Origin of the sequence: Salmonella sp. SA15303 (assembly GCF_029962125.1) — a bacterium.
Taxonomy (GTDB): domain Bacteria; phylum Pseudomonadota; class Gammaproteobacteria; order Enterobacterales; family Enterobacteriaceae; genus Salmonella; species Salmonella enterica.
Genome location: NZ_CP123924.1, coordinates 1,836,406 through 1,855,481, shown reverse-complemented (window position 1 = coordinate 1,855,481; position 19,076 = coordinate 1,836,406). Strand labels below are relative to the sequence as shown.

Annotated in this window: 26 protein-coding genes and 1 other annotated feature; of the genes, 19 read left to right on the top strand and 7 right to left on the bottom strand. The window is 52.6% G+C overall.

The genetic code is table 11. The annotated features are described in order from the left end of the window. Together QEN31_RS08810 and QEN31_RS08805 are read right to left on the bottom strand one after the other, a co-directional pair. The gene (locus QEN31_RS08810; protein WP_076735768.1) at positions 1 to 375 is read right to left on the bottom strand and encodes a CII family transcriptional regulator; all 375 of its coding nucleotides are present in this window, start codon (positions 373 to 375) and stop codon (positions 1 to 3) included. Continuing rightward, the gene (locus QEN31_RS08805; RefSeq protein WP_000869364.1) at positions 341 to 577 is read right to left on the bottom strand and encodes a transcriptional regulator; all 237 of its coding nucleotides are present in this window, start codon (positions 575 to 577) and stop codon (positions 341 to 343) included. Before QEN31_RS08805 ends, QEN31_RS08810 begins: the two co-directional genes overlap by 35 nt. Before the next feature lie 129 nt (positions 578 to 706). Here QEN31_RS08805 and QEN31_RS08800 point away from each other — a divergent pair, with 129 nt between their 5' ends. The 9 genes from QEN31_RS08800 to QEN31_RS08760 all read left to right on the top strand — a co-directional run bounded on the left by QEN31_RS08800 (position 707) and on the right by QEN31_RS08760 (position 5,239). Next, positions 707 to 1,111, top strand: coding sequence for a transcriptional regulator (locus QEN31_RS08800; RefSeq protein WP_001009036.1), 405 nt, complete (start codon positions 707 to 709; stop codon positions 1,109 to 1,111). 374 nt (positions 1,112 to 1,485) lie between these two features. Next, positions 1,486 to 1,758 carry a hypothetical protein gene (locus tag QEN31_RS08795; protein WP_000687096.1) on the top strand — a complete coding sequence of 91 codons (273 nt, stop codon included), beginning with the start codon at positions 1,486 to 1,488 and terminating at the stop codon, positions 1,756 to 1,758. Continuing rightward, positions 1,751 to 1,900: a host cell division inhibitory peptide Kil gene (locus QEN31_RS08790; RefSeq protein ID WP_000565272.1), complete on the top strand. Its 150-nt coding sequence runs from the start codon at positions 1,751 to 1,753 to the stop codon at positions 1,898 to 1,900. The genes QEN31_RS08795 and QEN31_RS08790 overlap by 8 nt, the downstream gene beginning before the upstream one ends. A gap of 80 nt (positions 1,901 to 1,980) precedes the next feature. Next, positions 1,981 to 2,277, top strand: coding sequence for a host-nuclease inhibitor Gam family protein (locus QEN31_RS08785; protein WP_000995351.1), 297 nt, complete (start codon positions 1,981 to 1,983; stop codon positions 2,275 to 2,277). Positions 2,278 to 2,282: 5 nt separating this feature from the next. Beyond that, complete coding sequence (gene bet, locus QEN31_RS08780; protein WP_001648679.1) at positions 2,283 to 3,068, top strand: phage recombination protein Bet; 786 nt, start codon at positions 2,283 to 2,285, stop codon at positions 3,066 to 3,068. Continuing rightward, positions 3,065 to 3,745: a lambda exonuclease family protein gene (locus QEN31_RS08775; RefSeq protein WP_000187056.1), complete on the top strand. Its 681-nt coding sequence runs from the start codon at positions 3,065 to 3,067 to the stop codon at positions 3,743 to 3,745. The genes bet and QEN31_RS08775 overlap by 4 nt, the downstream gene beginning before the upstream one ends. Further along, complete coding sequence (locus QEN31_RS08770; protein ID WP_000148481.1) at positions 3,742 to 4,611, top strand: DNA adenine methylase; 870 nt, start codon at positions 3,742 to 3,744, stop codon at positions 4,609 to 4,611. The genes QEN31_RS08775 and QEN31_RS08770 overlap by 4 nt, the downstream gene beginning before the upstream one ends. Before the next feature lie 5 nt (positions 4,612 to 4,616). Next, a complete protein-coding gene (locus QEN31_RS08765) occupies positions 4,617 to 4,856 on the top strand; it encodes a DUF4060 family protein (RefSeq protein WP_001754984.1) in 240 nt (79 codons plus the stop codon). Positions 4,857 to 5,032: 176 nt separating this feature from the next. After that, a complete protein-coding gene (locus QEN31_RS08760) occupies positions 5,033 to 5,239 on the top strand; it encodes a helix-turn-helix transcriptional regulator (RefSeq protein ID WP_000997833.1) in 207 nt (68 codons plus the stop codon). On the opposite strand, the gene QEN31_RS08755 is transcribed toward QEN31_RS08760, so the two are convergent. Then, the gene (locus tag QEN31_RS08755) at positions 5,220 to 6,401 is read right to left on the bottom strand and encodes a tyrosine-type recombinase/integrase (protein WP_001007943.1); all 1,182 of its coding nucleotides are present in this window, start codon (positions 6,399 to 6,401) and stop codon (positions 5,220 to 5,222) included. The genes QEN31_RS08760 and QEN31_RS08755 overlap by 20 nt on opposite strands. 175 nt (positions 6,402 to 6,576) lie before the next feature. Here QEN31_RS08755 and sbcB point away from each other — a divergent pair, with 175 nt between their 5' ends. After that, positions 6,577 to 8,007 (top strand): exodeoxyribonuclease I, encoded by a 1,431-nt coding sequence (gene sbcB, locus QEN31_RS08750; RefSeq protein ID WP_000216711.1) that lies wholly within the window; start codon positions 6,577 to 6,579, stop codon positions 8,005 to 8,007. 135 nt (positions 8,008 to 8,142) lie between these two features. Here sbcB and plaP read toward each other — a convergent pair whose 3' ends face one another. The 4 genes from plaP to QEN31_RS08730 form a co-directional block, all read right to left on the bottom strand. Further along, positions 8,143 to 9,501, bottom strand: a complete 1,359-nt coding sequence (gene plaP / locus QEN31_RS08745; RefSeq protein ID WP_001519005.1) for a putrescine/proton symporter PlaP — start codon at positions 9,499 to 9,501, stop codon at positions 8,143 to 8,145. Next, positions 9,491 to 9,553: a membrane protein YoeI gene (gene yoeI, locus QEN31_RS08740; RefSeq protein WP_096335044.1), complete on the bottom strand. Its 63-nt coding sequence runs from the start codon at positions 9,551 to 9,553 to the stop codon at positions 9,491 to 9,493. The genes plaP and yoeI overlap by 11 nt, the downstream gene beginning before the upstream one ends. Before the next feature lie 233 nt (positions 9,554 to 9,786). Continuing rightward, positions 9,787 to 10,701, bottom strand: coding sequence for a LysR family transcriptional regulator (locus QEN31_RS08735; RefSeq protein WP_000803316.1), 915 nt, complete (start codon positions 10,699 to 10,701; stop codon positions 9,787 to 9,789). Between the two features lie 45 nt (positions 10,702 to 10,746). Continuing rightward, positions 10,747 to 11,571 carry an SDR family oxidoreductase gene (locus QEN31_RS08730; protein WP_000754712.1) on the bottom strand — a complete coding sequence of 275 codons (825 nt, stop codon included), beginning with the start codon at positions 11,569 to 11,571 and terminating at the stop codon, positions 10,747 to 10,749. 162 nt (positions 11,572 to 11,733) lie between these two features. Here QEN31_RS08730 and hisL point away from each other — a divergent pair, with 162 nt between their 5' ends. The 9 genes from hisL (at position 11,734) to hisIE (ending at position 19,067) form a co-directional block, all read left to right on the top strand. After that, a complete protein-coding gene (gene hisL, locus QEN31_RS08725) occupies positions 11,734 to 11,784 on the top strand; it encodes a his operon leader peptide (RefSeq protein WP_001364200.1) in 51 nt (16 codons plus the stop codon). Beyond that, positions 11,760 to 11,883, top strand: a sequence feature (His leader region). It overlaps the preceding gene by 25 nt. A 47-nt stretch (positions 11,884 to 11,930) precedes the next feature. After that, complete coding sequence (hisG, locus tag QEN31_RS08720; RefSeq protein WP_000886603.1) at positions 11,931 to 12,830, top strand: ATP phosphoribosyltransferase; 900 nt, start codon at positions 11,931 to 11,933, stop codon at positions 12,828 to 12,830. A gap of 102 nt (positions 12,831 to 12,932) precedes the next feature. Further along, positions 12,933 to 14,237, top strand: coding sequence for a histidinol dehydrogenase (gene hisD / locus QEN31_RS08715; RefSeq protein ID WP_000009626.1), 1,305 nt, complete (start codon positions 12,933 to 12,935; stop codon positions 14,235 to 14,237). Continuing rightward, positions 14,234 to 15,313, top strand: coding sequence for a histidinol-phosphate transaminase (hisC, locus tag QEN31_RS08710; protein ID WP_000102713.1), 1,080 nt, complete (start codon positions 14,234 to 14,236; stop codon positions 15,311 to 15,313). The genes hisD and hisC overlap by 4 nt, the downstream gene beginning before the upstream one ends. Next, positions 15,310 to 16,377: a bifunctional histidinol-phosphatase/imidazoleglycerol-phosphate dehydratase HisB gene (gene hisB, locus QEN31_RS08705; protein ID WP_000080044.1), complete on the top strand. Its 1,068-nt coding sequence runs from the start codon at positions 15,310 to 15,312 to the stop codon at positions 16,375 to 16,377. The genes hisC and hisB overlap by 4 nt, the downstream gene beginning before the upstream one ends. Continuing rightward, entirely contained in the window at positions 16,377 to 16,967 is a 591-nt protein-coding gene (hisH, locus tag QEN31_RS08700) for an imidazole glycerol phosphate synthase subunit HisH (RefSeq protein ID WP_001103591.1), read from the top strand. The genes hisB and hisH overlap by 1 nt, the downstream gene beginning before the upstream one ends. Then, a complete protein-coding gene (hisA, locus tag QEN31_RS08695; RefSeq protein WP_000586409.1) occupies positions 16,967 to 17,704 on the top strand; it encodes a 1-(5-phosphoribosyl)-5-[(5-phosphoribosylamino)methylideneamino]imidazole-4-carboxamide isomerase in 738 nt (245 codons plus the stop codon). The genes hisH and hisA overlap by 1 nt, the downstream gene beginning before the upstream one ends. Then, positions 17,686 to 18,462, top strand: coding sequence for an imidazole glycerol phosphate synthase subunit HisF (gene hisF / locus QEN31_RS08690; protein ID WP_000880125.1), 777 nt, complete (start codon positions 17,686 to 17,688; stop codon positions 18,460 to 18,462). The genes hisA and hisF overlap by 19 nt, the downstream gene beginning before the upstream one ends. After that, on the top strand, positions 18,456 to 19,067 hold the full coding sequence (gene hisIE / locus QEN31_RS08685) for a bifunctional phosphoribosyl-AMP cyclohydrolase/phosphoribosyl-ATP diphosphatase HisIE (RefSeq protein WP_000954848.1): 612 nt from the start codon (positions 18,456 to 18,458) through the stop codon (positions 19,065 to 19,067). The genes hisF and hisIE overlap by 7 nt, the downstream gene beginning before the upstream one ends. Positions 19,068 to 19,076 lie beyond the last annotated feature (9 nt).

The window sequence follows — 19,076 nt, the reverse complement described above, 5'->3', positions numbered from 1 at the left end:
TCAGTCCCACCCCAGCGCATCCGGCCTGGCTCGTTCAGCCTTTAGCCCGGCATCAGCGAGAATCTCTACGGCTGTGAGATAGTTTCTGGATACCAGTACCGCCTCCGGTGGCGCGGCCTGAATCCCAAGAAAAGCCAGCTCTTTCGCCATGTTGCAGAAATATCCCTCAGCTTTACGCCTGCTGACTGTCGACTCGCTGATGCCCATATGCTCGGCGTATGATTTCTGCCCTACTGATGCAAGCCGGTTGAGCAGGACACTCTCTATCTCAACCGGGTTGATTTCTGGTGGGTCTAACTTTCGTGCAATTGCGTTCTCCATGGGTAAATATCCTCTATGGTTATTTGGCTGATGCCTCTTGGCTTGGTAATCCATCTGTTGGGTTTGGGTAGAGATCAGGACGCAGTTCGTGTGGGGTGACTTTCCAGTCAATAGCTCTTGCCACTCGAACTACAAGTTCGCCGGGAACTTTGTTTTTAAACCAGCCGTTAACGGTCTGAGCACGGCGACCAAGTCGGCGTCCCAACTCAGCCTGGCTACACACGGAAAGGATCTTGCGTTGAACAGTTACTTTCATTGGTCGGTCTCATTGAGTGAAGATACAACCAATTATTCAAATTTAATCGATACTGTCAAATTATTTCGATAGCCATACCTACAGAAAAAATCTGTATAATGAAACCATGTAATTGTGCGAGAACGAAAAATGAACTTTGGAGAGCGTTTACAAAGAGTGCTTAATGAGACTGGGATCACCCAATCTGAGTTAGGTCGTAGAGTCGGCGCTACCTCTCAATCAGTTAATGGTTGGTGTCAGTCCGGCATTCTTCCCCGAAAAGATATCTTAGAGTTGTTACCTAAGGCCACGGGTAAGCCGTTGTATTGGTTCTTCATGGAGGATGATGATGAATCGGATGTGCCTGAACGTCTAACACAAGGTGGTCCAACAGATCTCAATGACCGACAAAAGCGGCTCTTAGAAATATTTGATCAGCTACCGACTGTTGAACAAGACCGTTTTATTGAGCTGGCAGGCACCAGACTTCAAGAACTAGACGATTTCATGGCTGAATACCAAAGACGCAGAAAAATCGAGCCTCCTTCTCGCTAAACCAGCTTTAAAACTACTAACCGCCTTAACTGGCGGTTTTTTTATGTCATTAATTCACCCACATCTCGCTTTCTTAATCTTCCCTGTAAAATTAATCATCAAATTTAATTGACATGTATCGATTGAATCGATAATACTTAACCTATCAAACGCAGCAACGAGTCATCAAGGCAGGACGCCAACGAAGTAGCCGCCCGGGGCATACGAAGACCGGGATGAGATGGCAAGGTTAACGCGCAGCAGGTTTAAAACGTTCCGCTGGCCGGCGATAAGGCAAACGAGGGTGAGATGGAAAAAGCATACGAAGAATACTTTGAAGGTCTCGCCGATGGTGAGGAAGCACTCAGCTTCACAGAATTCGTGGAGGCACTGTCATGAAAATCGATTTAGATCTCAAGGCCCAGGGTGTTGACGTTTCAACCAGTGGTTATCGCAACTTTGTGAACGCCGAAGTTCGTGGCGTTGAACTTGAAGATGTACTGGAAGATATCAAAAGCGATGTGCTGTTCTCCGCTATCGACCTGTCTGATTACATCGACTGGGCTGACAACAACAGTAAGTTACCGGAGATTCTGGACCGTCTTTCGCCTGATGAAGTTATCAGTTGGCTCCACGAAAACGGGCATCTGGAGGATAACGATGATTGATCACTACAAACTTCAGGTCGCCCAGAGTGAACTGGCTATCGCAGCCTGTCTCGGTGATGGCGAACTCTGGGAACGGGCAATGAAAAAACTGAGCATTGCCATCGGCCTTCCCTGGTATCGCAGGAATACCGTCACACACTGACAAGCGTTTAAACATCACTGATTTTATGGGCAGACAACATGTTGCCGGGATTTCTACAAACCAAATTCAGGAGTTCAGCCATGAACGCATATCTCACTTACGACCGGATCGAGGCTCAGAACTGGACCCGGCATTACCAGCAAATCGCCAGAGAAGAGAAAGAGTCCGAGCTGGCTGACGACCTGGAGAAAGGACTGTCGCTTCACATGCTGGAGTCGCTGTGTATGGACGAGCTACCGCGTCACGGCGCCAACAAAAAAGCGATCAGTCGGGCATTTGATGACGATGTCGAATTCCAGGAGCGCGCGTCGGAGTTTGTGCGGTACATGGTTGAGGTGTTTTCCCTGCATCAAATTGATATTGAATCAGAGGAATAAGACAAATGAGCACAGCACTCGCAACACTGGCAGGAAAACTGGCTGAACGTGTAGGAATGGATTCTGTAGATCCGCAGGAACTGATCACCACATTGCGCCAGACAGCGTTTAAAGGTGATGCCAGTGATGCGCAGTTTATTGCGCTACTGATAGTCGCCAACCAGTACGGTCTTAATCCGTGGACGAAAGAAATTTACGCCTTTCCTGATAAGCAGAACGGGATCGTCCCTGTGGTGGGTGTTGATGGCTGGTCCCGTATTATCAACGAAAACCAGCAGTTTGACGGCATGGATTTTGAGCAGGATAACGAATCATGTACATGCAGGATTTACCGTAAGGACCGCAACCATCCGATCTGCGTTACCGAATGGATGGATGAATGTCGCCGGGAACCATTCAAAACCCGTGATGGTCGTGAGATTACTGGACCGTGGCAGTCACATCCCAAACGGATGTTGCGACACAAAGCAATGATCCAGTGCGCCCGTCTTGCCTTCGGTTTCGCAGGCATCTACGACAAGGATGAGGCCGAACGCATTGTCGAAAATACCACGTATACCACAGATCGCCAGACGGAACGCGACATCACTCCGGTTAGCGATGAAACCATGCGGGAAATTAATGATCTGCTGATCACCCTGAATAAAACATGGGATGACGATCTGCTGCCGCTCTGCTCCCAAATCTTCCGCCGCGATATTGGTGCATCGTCAGATCTTACGCAAATCGAAGCAGTGAAAGCCCTCGGATTCCTGAAGCAGAAAGCAGCAGAACAGAAGGTGGAAGCATGACACCAGAAATTATCCTGGCTCGTACAGGTATTGACGTTAGCAACATCGAGCAAGGTGATGAAGCATGGCACCGTCTACGCCTCGGTGTCATCACTGCTTCCGAAGTTCACAACGTCATTTCCAGGCCAAAGTCGGGCAAGAAGTGGACTGATATGAAGATGTCCTACTTTCTCACCCTTCTTGCTGAAGTTTGCACCGGCGTGGCGCCGGAAGTTAACGCCAGGGCGCTGGCCTGGGGGAAACAGTATGAGGACGATGCTCGCACCCTGTTTGAGTTCACCACTGACGTGAAGGTCACCGGATCGCCGATCCTTTTCCGTGACGAGGGCATGCGTACCGCCTGTTCTCCTGACGGCCTGTGCAGTGATGGCCGCGGTCTTGAGTTGAAGTGCCCTTTCACCTCTCGCGACTTTATGAAATTCAGGCTTGGCGGCTTCGAGGCTATCAAATCCGCCTATATGGCCCAGGTGCAATTCAGCATGTGGGTAACCGGGAGAGATGCCTGGTATTTCGCGAATTATGACCCGCGCATGAAGCGAGAAGGCATTCACCACGTGGTTGTTGAGCGCGACGACAAATACACGTCCCTCTTCAATGAAATGGTACCGGAATTTATCGAAAAGATGGACGAAGCGCTAAAGGAGATTGGCTTCACGTTCGGGGAGCAGTGGCGATGACGCACGCAACAACGGCAGTACTACCAGTTGAAAAAAGTGTTCCGCGCACCTGGCGCCGCCCGTTCCTGAAATGGGCAGGCGGTAAATATTCGCTGCTGCCGGAACTGGATCGTCTTATCCCGGCAGGTAAACGACTGATAGAACCATTTGTGGGCGGCGGTTCGGTGTTTCTCAACTCAGACAAGCACGAACGTTTCCTTCTGGCTGACGTCAACGCCGACCTGATTAACCTGTACCAGATGCTGGCCGTAGTGCCTGATTCGGTAATCGCAGAGGCAATAAAAGCTTTCAGACATCTGAATGATGCCGAAAACTACACAGTAATTCGTGAAGCATTCAACGCCAAGAAACTGAATGCGACAGAACGAGCAGCCGCATTCCTTTATCTCAACAGGCACTGCTTTAACGGTCTGATGCGTTACAACCTTGACGGTTTTTTCAATGTTGGATGGGGAAAGTATAAAGCCCCATATTTCCCGGAAGAAGAGATCAGGGCATTCAGGAAGAAGTCTCGCGCGTGCGTATTTATGACTGCGGGTTTCGAACGTACTCTCAGGCTGGCGGGTGATGGTGATGTCGTTTACTGCGATCCGCCATACGAGCCAATACCCGGCACCACTGGCTTCACTAGCTACGCCTCCGGTGGGTTCTCATGGGATAGCCAGGTAGCGCTTGCTGAAAGCTGCGTTGCAGCCCATCAGCGCGGCGCAAAGGTGTTTATCAGTAATTCTACCGCACCACGCGTTATTGAACTTTACGAGCGGCACGGCTTCACTTTGCACCGGGTCAATGCCCGCAGATCAATATCGAGTAAAGGCAGTACCCGAGAAACAGCGAACGATATCGTCGCCTCACTGGGGATTTAGTGATGATGAAACTTATTAACAGAAGCAAGCAATCACCAGTCGGTCGTCGCGCATGTGATATTGCACTGGCTGCGCATCATGAGAAGTTCGGCGATTACGGCAGACAAAAGCACGTTACCAATTACACCGTTGTAGTGGATGGCGTAAAGGTTCCTGTCGAAGTAGTTAACCGGGCCACCAGCTACGTAGCCACCGCAATGATCGGCGTCCGGAAACTTAGAAATCTGCCGGCACAGGCAAACTGAATATTAGCGATGGCCCGCTGCAGGGCCACTGGAGAAAACGATGAGCAACAAAATCGAGAACCCTGTCGTGATTGGCGGTATGCAGTGTGGGAACATTCGACGCCTAACTGCCAGCACTCTTTATTCTACTGCGATGGTCGCTGGTGCTGTCTATGTAGCCAGTCTGTGAGGTGGATATGAACGATATTGCACAGAACAATGTTGGTATGATTGACGAAAAAGAAGCTATGAGAATGATCAAAGTATCTTCACGGATGACCATTTCGAAATATACCAAGCTATATAATTTTCCAAAACCAATCCGAACTCACCCCAAACAATACCTTCAGTCTGAGGTGGTACAGTGGATCTTAAACGGGGGGATCAACCAGAAATCTTCCTGATATGCCAGAATATTTTTTCAGCGTACAGCTCATAGGCGGCTTTCTGTTCAGCAATCCAGTCATGTTTGTTATAAACAGAAAGTACGCCGCCCAGCTCATGCCCCAACATTTTCTCAATAACATGCGGAGCTATACCTTCTTCTGAAAGTCTGGTTGCCAGTGTACGCCGAAAATCATGAGCGGAAAATTCGCCAATACCCAGGGATGATTCTATCCTTCCAAGAAATCTGTTTGCACCAGCAATAGTCATGGACTTTTTCAGATCCGGACCAGGGAAAAGAATATTCCCGTATGTCATTTCTGCTTTTTTAAGCAACTGATCGGCCGCGTCAAAAATTGGTCGTCTGATAATTCTGTTCGTTTTACTTTTTTCGGCGGGTACGGTCCATATCCCCTCCTCACGATCGAATTCCTCCTTAACAGCCAGGCGAAGTTCGCTATTCCTTGCGCCATACAGCATCAGTAGTTGATGGAGCAATCGGTTAGACGTTGACCCTCTGCTACGCTCTATCGCCAGCCAGATTTTAGCAAGCTGATTATAACTGAGTGTCACCTCACCCACGGTTGGTTTTGTCCCCACATCTTTTGGCTGTAACAGCATTAAATCAGCCGTGCTGATAAATTGTCTGCGTGTACACCAGCCAATAGCTGCCCGAAGTTGTACCAGTAACTGACGAGCCCTGCGTGGGTTTAATCGCTCTTCGTCAGTAAATCGTTCAACCCACAGGCGAACAGGAATTTCTTCAATCGGAACACCGGCGAACGCATCACTCATGTGCTTTATGACCGTCGACCTGTAAAGTGCCTTAGTCTTTTCCCTCAAAGCCACGTTAACATAGTTTGCCTCCCAGTAATCCAGGCAGTCTTTTACCGTTGGTTTTTTCTTTGACTTGTTGTTTCCGGCAAGCTCACGAGGATCAATGCCTTTATCGACGGACTCTCTTAAATCTGCGACTATGTTACGGGCGTCACGCAGAGTGAGAGCAGGATAGCGACCAAGTCCCATGCGGTGCTGTTTCCCATCCCAGCGAAAACGGAACTGGAAGCTAATGATTCCCTTTGGAGTAATACGGATACCCAACCCATCAGAATCAGTAATTTCAGATGGGCCGGAATATGGTTTACCATAGACAGAGCGAAGCTTAGTGTCACTGATTGCCATTTTAGTTTTCTGTACTCAATGATTTTATGGTTTATGTACTTATTTTGTACTCAATATCGCATGTACCAACATAAACCACAATATCCAGACATGTACAAATAAAAGCAATCAATATCAAAAACGGCACTAAAAACATTTTATTTCATGGACATACAACATCAGGCGTGTACATCAGGTGACAGTTAAAAACGACAGCATACAGAGCACATTCCTCTTCCACGATTACGAAACCTTCGGTACGCATCCAGCCCTCGACAGACCTGCGCAATTCGCCGCGCTCCGTACGGATAACGACTTCAACGTTATTGGCGAGCCGGAGGTGTTTTATTGCAAACCCGCCGATGATTATCTACCGCAGCCCGGCGCGGTGCTGATTACCGGCATCACGCCGCAGGAAGCGCGTGAGAAAGGAGAAAACGAAGCCGCTTTCGCCAGACGCATTCATGCGCTGTTTACCGTTCCTAAAACCTGCGTTGTGGGCTACAACAATGTGCGCTTTGATGATGAAGTCACGCGCAATATTTTTTATCGCAACTTTTACGATCCCTACGCCTGGAGCTGGCAGCATGATAATTCACGTTGGGATCTATTGGATGTCATGCGCGCCTGTTATGCGCTGCGCCCGGAGGGAATTAACTGGCCGGAAAACGACGACGGCCTGCCCAGCTTTCGTCTGGAACATTTAACCCGGGCGAACGGGATCGAACACAGCAACGCGCATGATGCGATGGCGGATGTCTACGCCACTATTGCGATGGCGCAACTGGTGAAAACACGCCAGCCGCGGCTGTTTGATTATCTTTATAGCCACCGCAGTAAACATAAACTGGCGGCGCTGATTGACGTTCCGCAAATGAAGCCGCTGGTGCATGTCTCCGGCATGTTTGGCGCGTGGCGCGGTAATACAAGCTGGGTCGCGCCGCTGGCGTGGCATCCTGAAAACCGTAACGCGGTGATCATGGTCGATTTAGCAGGCGATATTTCTCCTCTTCTTGAGCTGGACAGCGATACCCTTCGCGAGCGGCTTTATACGGCCAAAGCCGATCTTGGCGATCACGCCGCAGTGCCGGTAAAGCTGGTGCATATCAATAAATGTCCGGTACTGGCGCAGGCGAATACCTTGCGCCCGGAGGATGCCGACCGGCTGGGAATTAACCGCCAGCACTGCCTGGATAACCTGAAAGTGCTGCGTGAAAACCCGCAGGTCCGCGACAAAGTGGTGGCGATTTTCGCCGAAGCCGAACCTTTTGCCGCCTCGGATAACGTTGATGCCCAGCTCTATGATGGTTTTTTCAGCGATGCCGATCGCGCAGCCATGAAAATCGTACTCGAAACCGAGCCGCGTAACCTGCCCGCGCTGGACATTACCTTTGTCGATAAGCGCATTGAGAAGCTGCTGTTTAATTACCGCGCACGCAATTTTCCCGGTACGCTGGATGACGCAGAGCAGCAGCGCTGGCTGGAGCATCGACGTCAGGTGCTGACGCCGGAGTTTTTACAACAATATGCCAATGAATTGCAGATGCTTTCTCAGCAGTATGCGGAAGATAAAACGAAGCTGGGGTTGCTGAAATCACTGTGGCAGTACGCAACCGAGATTGTGTAATTGACCAATGCCTGACGGGCATTGTTAATCCAGAGCGGATAAATAGTGACATCGCCATCCGGCAAACGTGCTGGATGACAGACAAAAAACCGGAGGCACTGCCTCCGGTTTTACTATTGCCGATAATACGCGCGATTACGCGACGTCTTCGTACTGTGGAACCGGGTTGCGGAAGCTTTTAGTTACGCACGCCAGATAAATCAGCCCGATACCCGCCCAGATCAGGCCCAGTACCATTGAGCTCTCTTCCAGGTTAACCCACAACGCGCCAACCGTGAGCGCGCCGCACATCGGCAGGAACAGATACTGGAAGTGATCTTTCAACGTTTTATTACGCTTCTCACGGATCCAGAACTGCGAAATCACCGACAGGTTAACAAAGGTAAACGCGACCAGCGCGCCAAAGTTAATCAGCGCCGTCGCCATCACCAGGTCAAAATTAATCGCCAGCAGCGCGATCGCCCCGACCAGGATGATGTTCATCGCTGGCGTACGCCATTTCGGATGAACGTAACCGAAGAAGCTTTTCGGGAATACGCCGTCGCGCCCCATTACGTACATCAGGCGCGCTACGCCTGCATGCGCAGCCATACCGGAAGCCAGCACGGTGATAGTAGAGAAGATCAGCGCGCCCACCTGGAAGGTTTTACCCGCCACGTACAGCATGATTTCCGGCTGAGACGCATCCGGATCTTTAAAGCGAGAGATATCCGGGAAGTACAATTGCAGGAAATAGGTTGCAAAGATGAAGATCAGGCCGCCAATCAGCGCGGTCAGGAAAATCGCACGCGGGATCACGCGCTCAGCATCTTTGGTCTCTTCCGACAGGTTACTGATGCCGTCAAAGCCGGTAAAGGAGAAGCACAGGATCGTCGCTCCCGTAATCATCGGGATAACGTGCGCATCGCCGGACCAGAACGGACGGGTGCTCGCCAGCGTACCGGCGCCTTCGCCTTCAAATACGCCATAAACCACCATGCCCAGAATGACCGCAATCAGCACCACCTGTAGCACTACAATCACGGTGTTGAAGTTAGCGACCGATTTGAGGCTGCGCAGGTTAAAGGCCGTCATAAAGGCCACCAGCGCCACGACAAACACCCATGACGGAATGGAGGGCACCAGCGCTTCAAAATAAATTTTCGCCAACAGAATGTTGATCATCGGCGCGAACAGATAATCGAGCAGAGAAGACCAACCCACCATAAAGCCAACGGTCGGGCTGATGGATTTCTGGGCATAGGTATACGCCGAACCCGCGGAAGGGTAGCGACGCACCAGTTTCCCGTAGCTCAACGCCGTAAACAGAATCGCGATTAACGCGAATGCATACGCCGTCGGTACGTGACCGTCAGTGAGGCCTGAAACGATACCAAATGTATCGAACAGCGTCATCGGCTGCATATAGGCAAGACCCATCATTACAACCGGAACTAACGTAAGCGTTTTACGTAATTCCACGCGAGAGGTGTTTGGAGTAACGTTATGCGACATGGTCATTCTCCTTTACGGCGAATGCCGTCGCGTAAGCAAAAAATTGCCCCATTTTCTGGATTCCTCAGCGACAACAACTGTCGATTTTTAAGTAAGTATCTATCCGGTACGAAGCCCGGCCTCTTGGTATTGAATGATGTGTTTGAAGCAAAAAAATAACCGACGCGTATTAAAACGTCGGTTAGTGTCATTTTTTGCAAGCGGCGTATTCTGCCCTAAATTGAAGTGAAATGACAAGAGAATGCGAGCGCGTTCAAAAAATTATTTTTCATAAGCGATTGATTTTTAAACCGGCGATTTTGCATACACCCCAGCAATAGCATTATTTGCTAAAATTTCATCCCGCCACCAGCCACTGGCCAGCCCGGCGGTCTGTTCATTCCAGCCAACCCACACCGGTTCATAGACGATTTGCGCCACAACTTTCTTCTCTATAAGCGCGCCGCTTTCCAAAAATCGCTGCGCCAGATAACGCGGTAAATAGCCGCATCCCAGGCCGCTAATTTGCAGCTCCAGCTTGGTTTTAAAATCAAACACGGTAATCGCTTCCTGAGCGTCGAGCAGTTCAGACCCTATTGATCGCGAGGAATGGACGCTATCGCCAACCACAATCGCGCGAAAACGTTTGATCGTCTGGCGGCTAAGCGGTTCCTCTTCATGAACCAGCGGATGATGAGGGGCGACGGCAAACACCAGTTCAAGGTCGCCCAGTCTTGCAAAGCCAAAGCCGGTGTCAGGCGGCGGCGCGCGCATGGCGCCAACAATAATATCCGCCCTTCCCTGCGTCAGCGTCTCCCATGAACCGCCGAGAACGCCATTAACAAATTTAAGGCGCGTTACGCTGTGGCGTTGATAAAAAGCGTCGATAAGCGGGGCCAGAAGAGAAAAGGGAAAGGTATCATCCACACCGATGACCAGTTCGTTCTCCCAGCCTTCATGCAGTTTAATCGCCTGCTTTTCCAGCTCGCGAACGGTGTGCAGCACTTCACGGCCTTTTTCCAGTAGCATCTTACCGGTTCGCGTAAATCGCGCGCGATGCCCGCTACGGTCGAGCAGTTGGATATTAAGATCGTTTTCCAGCTTATGAACGGTATAACTGAGGGCGGACGGCGTTTTAAATAATTTTGCCGACGCCGCCGCGAAGCTGCCTTCTTTTTCTAACGCATCAAGAATAATCAGAACGTCCAGCAGTGGTTTCATACTCGTCCCCTTGCGCTATATGGCGACCACCTGCTGGACAGCGACTCACTCCATCGGCATCACCAACGGATCGGGATATTGATATTCAAATCCCAGCTCATTACAAATCCGGCTACCGTCGATAATCTTCCCTTTGCCGTTGTCCGGTGCGTCACGAAAATGCGGCGGCGCCATTCCCAGCAAGCGCGTCATTTGCGGATAAAACACGTTGCGGGCTGGATGCGCCGGCGCACATATATTATAGATGTGCCCTCCTTTCGGCGCCTGTAGCAAGAGGGTAATTGCGCCAACCACGTCTTCAAGATGCACCAGATTGACCCCGTGTTGACCATCCGGCGCGGTTTTTCCGGCAAAGAAACGTCCGGGATGGCGCCCAGGCCCGACCAACCCCGCCAGCCGCAGAATATCCACTGACGTGCCCGGCAGATTATGCAGCCAATCTTCCAGTTCCTTCAGGGTACGCCCGCTGGCCGTGACCGGATTACGCGGCGTATTCTCTTTCACCACGCCTTGCGCATCGCCGTAAACAGACGTCGAACTGGTAAAAATAATACGCGGGATACGATAAGCCAGCGCGCTGTCGACCAGCTCCTGCATCGCCTGCAGATAAAAATCCTCTCCCGGACCGCTACGGCGCGCGGGCAGTGTTATCACCAGCGCATCGACATCCAGCAGAGCGTCAAGATCGTCCGCCTCACAGACCAACTCCGGCTCCAGACGCAGCGGATAGCTTTCAATTCCACTCATACGGGCCGCTTCCACCCCGTCAAGGGTGGTTTTGCTGCCGGTAACCTGCCAGCCTCTCGCTGCCAGCGACATTGCCAGCGGCATGCCTAACCAACCTAAACCGACAATTGCGACCTTTTTCATCCATTTTCTCCTGACTTTAACGCCTTATACATAAGGCTACGCCAGCCCGCCGTGACTGACAATTCATACTATAAATGCGAAATGAAAAAAGCGCTTGCTTTAAGGCGTAAAAGTGGTTTAGGTTAAAAGGTATCAAATGAATAAGCATTCATCGGAATTTTTATGACACGCGTTCAATTTAAACACCACCATCATCACCATCATCCTGACTAGTCTTTCAGGCGATGTGTGCTGGAAGACATTCAGATCTTCCAGTGGTGCATGAACGCATGAGAAAGCCCCCGGAAGATCATCTTCCGGGGGCTTTTTTTTTGGCGCGCGATACAGACCGGTTCAGACAGGATAAAGAGGAACGCAGAATGTTAGACAACACCCGCTTACGCATAGCTATTCAGAAATCAGGCCGTTTAAGCGATGATTCACGAGAATTGCTGGCCCGCTGCGGCATAAAAATTAATTTACACACTCAGCGCCTGATTGCGATGGCGGAAAACATGCCGATTGATATCCTGCGCGTGCGTGATGATGACATTCCGGGTCTGGTAATGGATGGCGTGGTCGATCTCGGTATTATCGGCGAAAACGTGCTGGAAGAAGAGCTACTCAACCGCCGCGCACAGGGCGAAGATCCACGCTATTTAACCCTGCGCCGTCTTGACTTCGGCGGCTGCCGTTTATCGCTGGCAACACCGGTTGACGAAGCCTGGGACGGCCCGGCCGCGCTGGACGGTAAACGTATCGCTACCTCATATCCGCACCTCCTCAAACGCTACCTCGACCAGAAAGGCGTCTCTTTTAAATCGTGTCTGTTAAATGGTTCTGTCGAAGTCGCGCCGCGCGCGGGGCTGGCCGACGCTATCTGCGATTTGGTCTCTACCGGCGCGACGCTTGAAGCTAACGGCCTGCGTGAAGTCGAAGTTATCTACCGCTCTAAAGCCTGTCTGATTCAGCGCGACGGTGAGATGGCACAGAGCAAGCAAGAGCTGATCGATAAATTGCTGACCCGTATTCAGGGCGTGATTCAGGCGCGCGAATCGAAATACATCATGATGCACGCGCCAAGTGAACGCCTGGAAGAGGTTATCGCCCTGCTGCCAGGCGCCGAAAGGCCGACAATTCTGCCGCTGGCAGGCGAGCAACAGCGCGTGGCGATGCACATGGTCAGCAGCGAAACGTTGTTCTGGGAAACCATGGAGAAACTGAAAGCGCTTGGCGCCAGCTCGATTCTGGTACTGCCGATCGAGAAGATGATGGAGTGATCTGACGCCTGATGGCGCTGCGCTTATCAGGCCTACGTAATGCGTTGATATTTTGGGTTCTGTAGGCCGGATAAGGCGGAACCCTGTGATGGAGTAAAGACCATGAGCTTCAATACCCTGATTGACTGGAACAGCTGTAGCCCTGAACAGCAGCGTGCGCTGCTGACGCGTCCGGCGATTTCCGCCTCTGACAGTATTACCCGGACGGTCAGCGATATTCTGGATAATGTAAAAACGCGCGGTGACGATGCCCTGCGTGAATACAGCGCTAAATTTGATAAAACAGAAGTGACAGCGCTACGCGTCACCCCTGAAGAGATCGCCGCCGCCGGCGCGCGTCTGAGCGACGAATTAAAACAGGCGATGACCGCTGCCGTCAAAAATATTGAAACGTTCCATTCCGCGCAGACGCTACCGCCTGTAGATGTGGAAACCCAGCCAGGCGTGCGTTGCCAGCAGGTTACGCGTCCCGTCTCGTCTGTCGGTCTGTATATTCCCGGCGGCTCGGCTCCGCTCTTCTCAACGGTGCTGATGCTGGCGACGCCGGCGCGCATTGCGGGATGCCAGAAGGTGGTTCTGTGCTCGCCGCCGCCCATCGCTGATGAAATCCTCTATGCGGCGCAACTGTGTGGCGTGCAGGAAATCTTTAACGTCGGCGGCGCGCAGGCGATTGCCGCTCTGGCCTTCGGCAGCGAGTCCGTACCGAAAGTGGATAAAATTTTTGGCCCCGGCAACGCCTTTGTAACCGAAGCCAAACGTCAGGTCAGCCAGCGTCTCGACGGCGCGGCTATCGATATGCCAGCCGGGCCGTCTGAAGTACTGGTGATCGCAGACAGCGGCGCAACACCGGATTTCGTCGCTTCTGACCTGCTCTCCCAGGCTGAGCACGGCCCGGATTCCCAGGTGATCCTGCTGACGCCTGATGCTGACATTGCCCGCAAGGTGGCGGAGGCGGTAGAACGTCAACTGGCGGAACTGCCGCGCGCGGACACCGCCCGGCAGGCCCTGAGCGCCAGTCGTCTGATTGTGACCAAAGATTTAGCGCAGTGCGTCGCCATCTCTAATCAGTATGGGCCGGAACACTTAATCATCCAGACGCGCAATGCGCGCGATTTGGTGGATGCGATTACCAGCGCAGGCTCGGTATTTCTCGGCGACTGGTCGCCGGAATCCGCCGGTGATTACGCTTCCGGAACCAACCATGTTTTACCGACCTATGGCTATACTGCTACCTGTTCCAGCCTTGGGTTAGCGGATTTCCAGAAACGGATGACCGTTCAGGAACTGTCGAAAGCGGGCTTTTCCGCTCTGGCATCAACCATTGAAACATTGGCGGCGGCAGAACGTCTGACCGCCCATAAAAATGCCGTGACCCTGCGCGTAAACGCCCTCAAGGAGCAAGCATGAGCACTGAAAACACTCTCAGCGTCGCTGACTTAGCCCGTGAAAATGTCCGCAACCTGGTACCGTATCAGTCTGCCCGCCGTCTGGGCGGTAACGGCGATGTCTGGCTGAACGCGAATGAATTCCCGACAGCGGTGGAGTTTCAGCTCACCCAACAAACGCTTAACCGCTACCCGGAATGCCAGCCAAAGGCCGTGATTGAAAACTACGCGCAATATGCTGGCGTAAAGCCGGAGCAGGTGCTGGTCAGCCGCGGCGCGGATGAAGGGATCGAGCTGGTGATCCGCGCCTTCTGTGAACCGGGGAAAGACGCCATTCTCTACTGTCCGCCCACTTACGGTATGTACAGCGTCAGCGCCGAAACCATTGGCGTAGAGCGCCGGACGGTTCCCGCGCTTGAAAACTGGCAGCTGGATCTACAGGGGATTTCCGACAACCTTGACGGCACAAAAGTGGTGTTCGTTTGTAGCCCCAATAATCCTACCGGACAACTTATCAACCCGCAGGATCTGCGCACGCTGCTGGAGTTGACACGCGGTAAAGCGATAGTCGTCGCCGACGAAGCTTATATTGAGTTTTGCCCGCAGGCCACGCTGACAGGCTGGCTGGTTGAATATCCTCATCTGGTTATCCTGCGCACATTGTCGAAAGCTTTTGCGCTGGCGGGTCTGCGCTGCGGCTTTACACTGGCTAATGAAGAGGTGATCAACCTGCTGTTAAAAGTGATCGCCCCTTATCCGCTTTCTACGCCAGTGGCGGATATCGCCGCCCAGGCGCTGTGCCCGCAGGGAATAAACGCAATGCGCGATCGCGTGGCGCAGACAGTGCAGGAACGTCAGTATCTGGTGAATGCCCTGCAACAGACCGCCTGCGTAGAACACGTCTTTGACTCTGAAACCAACTATATTCTGGCGCGGTTTACCGCCTCCAGCAGCGTGTTTAAATCCTTATGGGATCAGGGCATTATCTTACGCGATCAGAATAAACAACCTTCTTTAAGCGGCTGCCTGCGGATTACGGTCGGCACCCGCCAGGAAAACCAGCGCGTCATTGACGCCTTACGTGCGGAGCCAGTATGAGTCAGAAGTATCTTTTCATCGACCGGGACGGAACCTTAATTTCCGAACCGCCGAGCGATTTTCAGGTAGACCGCTTTGATAAACTGGCCTTTGAGCCAGAGGTGATTCCCGTATTGCTGAAGCTGCAAAAAGCCGGTTTTAAGCTGGTGATGATCACTAACCAGGATGGACTTGGCACGCAAAGCTTCCCGCAGGCGGACTTCGACGGACCGCACAACCTGATGATGCAGATTTTCACCTCTCAGGGCGTATGCTTTGATGAGGTGCTGATCTGCCCTCACCTGCCCGCAGACGACTGCGACTGCCGCAAGCCCAAAGTGAAGCTGGTGGAGCGTTATCTTGCGGAACAAGCGATGGATAGCGCCAACAGCTATGTGATTGGCGATCGTGCGACCGATATCCAGCTCGCTGATAACATGGGCATTACTGGTTTACGCTATCACCGTGAAACGCTGAACTGGACGATGATTGGCGAACAGCTAACGAAACGCGATCGTTATGCGCATGTGGTCCGCAACACCAAAGAAACACAGATTGATGTCAGCGTCTGGCTGGATCGCGAAGGCAACAGCAAGATTAATACCGGCGTCGGCTTCTTTGACCATATGCTCGATCAAATCGCCACCCACGGCGGCTTTCGCATGGAGATTACCGTTAAGGGCGATCTCTATATCGACGATCACCACACGGTAGAAGATACCGGACTGGCGCTCGGTGAGGCATTAAAACTGGCACTCGGCGACAAGCGCGGTATCTGCCGTTTTGGCTTTGTACTACCGATGGATGAATGTCTGGCGCGCTGCGCGCTGGATATTTCCGGTCGTCCGCATCTGGAATATAAAGCTGAATTTACCTACCAGCGTGTGGGCGATTTGAGCACAGAGATGATTGAACACTTTTTCCGCTCACTCTCTTACACGATGGGCGTCACTCTGCATCTCAAGACTAAAGGTAAGAACGATCACCACCGTGTCGAAAGTTTGTTTAAAGCCTTTGGTCGGACGCTACGCCAGGCTATTCGCGTGGAGGGCGATACATTACCGTCCTCGAAAGGAGTGCTGTGATGAACGTCGTCATCCTTGACACCGGCTGCGCCAATTTAAGCTCGGTAAAATCCGCCGTGGCGCGCCACGGTTACACCCCGGTGGTCAGCCGCGAAGCGGAAATCGTATTACGCGCTGACAAACTCTTTCTGCCCGGCGTCGGCACGGCGCAGGCCGCTATGGATCAACTGCGCGAACGTGAACTGATCGACTTAATTAAAGCGTGTACTCAGCCGGTACTGGGTATCTGCTTAGGGATGCAACTGCTGGGTCGTCGCAGCGAAGAGACGCGCGGCGTGGATCTGCTGAACATTATCGAACAAGACGTGCCGAAAATGACCGACTTTGGTCTGCCGCTGCCGCACATGGGCTGGAATCGCGTGTATCCGCAGGCGGGCAACCGGCTGTTTCAGGGCATTGAAGATGGCGCCTATTTTTACTTTGTTCACAGCTACGCGATGCCGGTCAACCCGTGGACTATCGCCCAGTGCAATTACGGCGAGCCGTTTACCGCGGCGGTACAGAAAGATAATTTCTTCGGCGTACAGTTCCACCCGGAACGTTCGGGCGCGGCGGGCGCACAGTTGCTGAAAAACTTCCTGGAGATGTAATGATTATTCCGGCATTAGATTTAATTGACGGCACCGTGGTGCGTCTCCACCAGGGTGACTACGCCCGGCAGCGGGATTACGGTAACGATCCCCTGCCCCGTTTGCAGGATTACGCCGCCCAGGGCGCCGGGGTGCTGCATCTGGTAGATCTGACCGGCGCTAAAGATCCGGCTAAGCGACAGATACCGCTGATTAAAACCCTGGTCGCGGGCGTGAACGTGCCTGTTCAGGTCGGCGGCGGCGTGCGTACCGAAGAAGACGTTGCGGCATTACTGAAAGCTGGCGTTGCCCGTGTGGTCATCGGTTCAACGGCGGTGAAATCCCCTGACGTGGTGAAAGGCTGGTTTGAACGTTTTGGCGCGCAGGCGCTGGTACTGGCGCTAGACGTTCGCATAGACGAACACGGCACCAAGCAGGTGGCGGTTAGCGGCTGGCAGGAAAATTCCGGTGTCTCGCTGGAACAACTGGTGGAGACCTATCTCCCCGTCGGCCTGAAACATGTACTGTGTACCGATATTTCTCGCGACGGCACGCTGGCGGGCTCTAACGTTTCGCTGTACGAAGAGGTATGCGCCAGATATCCGCAGATCGCCTTTCAATCCTCCGGCGGTATTGGCGATATCGATGATATTGCCGCCCTGCGCGGCACCGGCGTGCGCGGCGTGATTGTCGGACGCGCGCTGTTGGAAGGGAAATTTACCGTTAAGGAGGCCATCCAATGCTGGCAAAACGTATAATTCCGTGTCTGGATGTTCGTGATGGTCAGGTGGTGAAAGGCGTACAGTTTCGCAACCATGAGATCATTGGCGATATCGTTCCGCTGGCCAAACGCTATGCCGACGAAGGCGCGGACGAACTGGTGTTCTATGACATTACCGCCTCCAGCGATGGTCGCGTAGTCGATAAAAGCTGGGTGGCGCGCGTTGCCGAGGTGATCGACATTCCGTTTTGTGTAGCGGGCGGCATCCGGTCAATTGACGACGCCGCCAAAATTCTTTCTTTCGGGGCGGATAAGATCTCTATCAACTCCCCGGCGCTGGCTGACCCAACGCTGATTACCCGTCTGGCTGACCGTTTTGGCGTACAGTGTATTGTCGTCGGGATTGATACCTGGTTTGACGACGCCACGGGGAAATACCATGTTAACCAGTATACCGGCGATGAAAACCGTACCCGCGTGACGCAGTGGGAGACGCTGGACTGGGTGCAAGAGGTACAACAGCGCGGCGCGGGGGAAATCGTCCTGAATATGATGAACCAGGACGGCGTGCGTAACGGTTACGATCTGACGCAGTTGAAAAAAGTCCGTGACGTTTGCCGCGTGCCGCTGATCGCCTCCGGCGGCGCGGGCACGATGGAACACTTTCTTGAGGCATTCCGTGATGCCGATGTCGACGGCGCGCTTGCCGCCTCCGTTTTTCACAAGCAAATCATCAATATTGGCGAATTAAAAGCGTACCTGGCAGGCCAGGGCGTGGAGATCAGGATATGTTAACAGAGCAACAACGCCGCGAGCTGGACTGGGAAAAAACCGATGGCCTGATGCCAGCCATCGTGCAACATGCGGTATCCGGCGAAGTATTGATGCTGGGCTATATGAACCCACAAGCGCTGGACAAAACCATTGAATCCGGCCATGTCACGTTCTTCTCACGCACGAAACAGCGTTTATGGACCAAAGGCGAAACCTCAGGCCATGTGCTGAATGTCGTCAGCATTGCGCCAGATTGCGACAACGATACACTGCTGGTGCTGGCAAACCCTGTCGGGCCGACCTGCCACAAAGGTACCAGCAGCTGCTTTGGCGACGCCAGCCATCAGTGGTTATTCCTGTATCAACTGGAGCAGCTACTGGCAGAGCGCAAAACCGCCGATCCGACCAGCTCTTACACGGCGAAACTGTACGCCAGCGGTACCAAACGTATTGCGCAAAAAGTTGGCGAAGAAGGTGTGGAAACCGCGCTGGCGGCCACCGTCAATGATCGTTTTGAATTAACCAATGAAGCGTCTGATTTGATGTACCACCTGCTGGTGCTGTTGCAGGATCAGGATCTCAACCTCACCACCGTGATCGACAATCTTCGTAAGCGTCATCAATAAGCGTAAAAA

Excerpts from the sequence above, each read along its gene's own strand:
- QEN31_RS08760 (WP_000997833.1), top strand. The coding sequence starts at position 5,033 with ATGAACGATATTGCACAGAACAATGTTGGTATGATTGACGAAAAAGAA.
- QEN31_RS08810 (WP_076735768.1), bottom strand. The coding sequence starts at position 375 with ATGGATTACCAAGCCAAGAGGCATCAGCCAAATAACCATAGAGGATAT.
- QEN31_RS08755 (WP_001007943.1), bottom strand. The coding sequence starts at position 6,401 with ATGGCAATCAGTGACACTAAGCTTCGCTCTGTCTATGGTAAACCATAT.
- hisF (WP_000880125.1), top strand. The coding sequence starts at position 17,686 with ATGCTGGCAAAACGTATAATTCCGTGTCTGGATGTTCGTGATGGTCAG.
- hisC (WP_000102713.1), top strand. The coding sequence starts at position 14,234 with ATGAGCACTGAAAACACTCTCAGCGTCGCTGACTTAGCCCGTGAAAAT.
- hisD (WP_000009626.1), top strand. The coding sequence starts at position 12,933 with ATGAGCTTCAATACCCTGATTGACTGGAACAGCTGTAGCCCTGAACAG.
- hisA (WP_000586409.1), top strand. The coding sequence starts at position 16,967 with ATGATTATTCCGGCATTAGATTTAATTGACGGCACCGTGGTGCGTCTC.
- QEN31_RS08730 (WP_000754712.1), bottom strand. The coding sequence starts at position 11,571 with ATGAAAAAGGTCGCAATTGTCGGTTTAGGTTGGTTAGGCATGCCGCTG.
- QEN31_RS08775 (WP_000187056.1), top strand. The coding sequence starts at position 3,065 with ATGACACCAGAAATTATCCTGGCTCGTACAGGTATTGACGTTAGCAAC.
- QEN31_RS08805 (WP_000869364.1), bottom strand. The coding sequence starts at position 577 with ATGAAAGTAACTGTTCAACGCAAGATCCTTTCCGTGTGTAGCCAGGCT.
- hisG (WP_000886603.1), top strand. The coding sequence starts at position 11,931 with ATGTTAGACAACACCCGCTTACGCATAGCTATTCAGAAATCAGGCCGT.
- QEN31_RS08790 (WP_000565272.1), top strand. The coding sequence starts at position 1,751 with ATGATTGATCACTACAAACTTCAGGTCGCCCAGAGTGAACTGGCTATC.
- QEN31_RS08770 (WP_000148481.1), top strand. The coding sequence starts at position 3,742 with ATGACGCACGCAACAACGGCAGTACTACCAGTTGAAAAAAGTGTTCCG.
- QEN31_RS08795 (WP_000687096.1), top strand. The coding sequence starts at position 1,486 with ATGAAAATCGATTTAGATCTCAAGGCCCAGGGTGTTGACGTTTCAACC.
- hisB (WP_000080044.1), top strand. The coding sequence starts at position 15,310 with ATGAGTCAGAAGTATCTTTTCATCGACCGGGACGGAACCTTAATTTCC.
- QEN31_RS08735 (WP_000803316.1), bottom strand. The coding sequence starts at position 10,701 with ATGAAACCACTGCTGGACGTTCTGATTATTCTTGATGCGTTAGAAAAA.
- hisH (WP_001103591.1), top strand. The coding sequence starts at position 16,377 with ATGAACGTCGTCATCCTTGACACCGGCTGCGCCAATTTAAGCTCGGTA.
- QEN31_RS08800 (WP_001009036.1), top strand. The coding sequence starts at position 707 with ATGAACTTTGGAGAGCGTTTACAAAGAGTGCTTAATGAGACTGGGATC.
- plaP (WP_001519005.1), bottom strand. The coding sequence starts at position 9,501 with ATGTCGCATAACGTTACTCCAAACACCTCTCGCGTGGAATTACGTAAA.
- hisIE (WP_000954848.1), top strand. The coding sequence starts at position 18,456 with ATGTTAACAGAGCAACAACGCCGCGAGCTGGACTGGGAAAAAACCGAT.
- QEN31_RS08785 (WP_000995351.1), top strand. The coding sequence starts at position 1,981 with ATGAACGCATATCTCACTTACGACCGGATCGAGGCTCAGAACTGGACC.
- bet (WP_001648679.1), top strand. The coding sequence starts at position 2,283 with ATGAGCACAGCACTCGCAACACTGGCAGGAAAACTGGCTGAACGTGTA.
- QEN31_RS08765 (WP_001754984.1), top strand. The coding sequence starts at position 4,617 with ATGAAACTTATTAACAGAAGCAAGCAATCACCAGTCGGTCGTCGCGCA.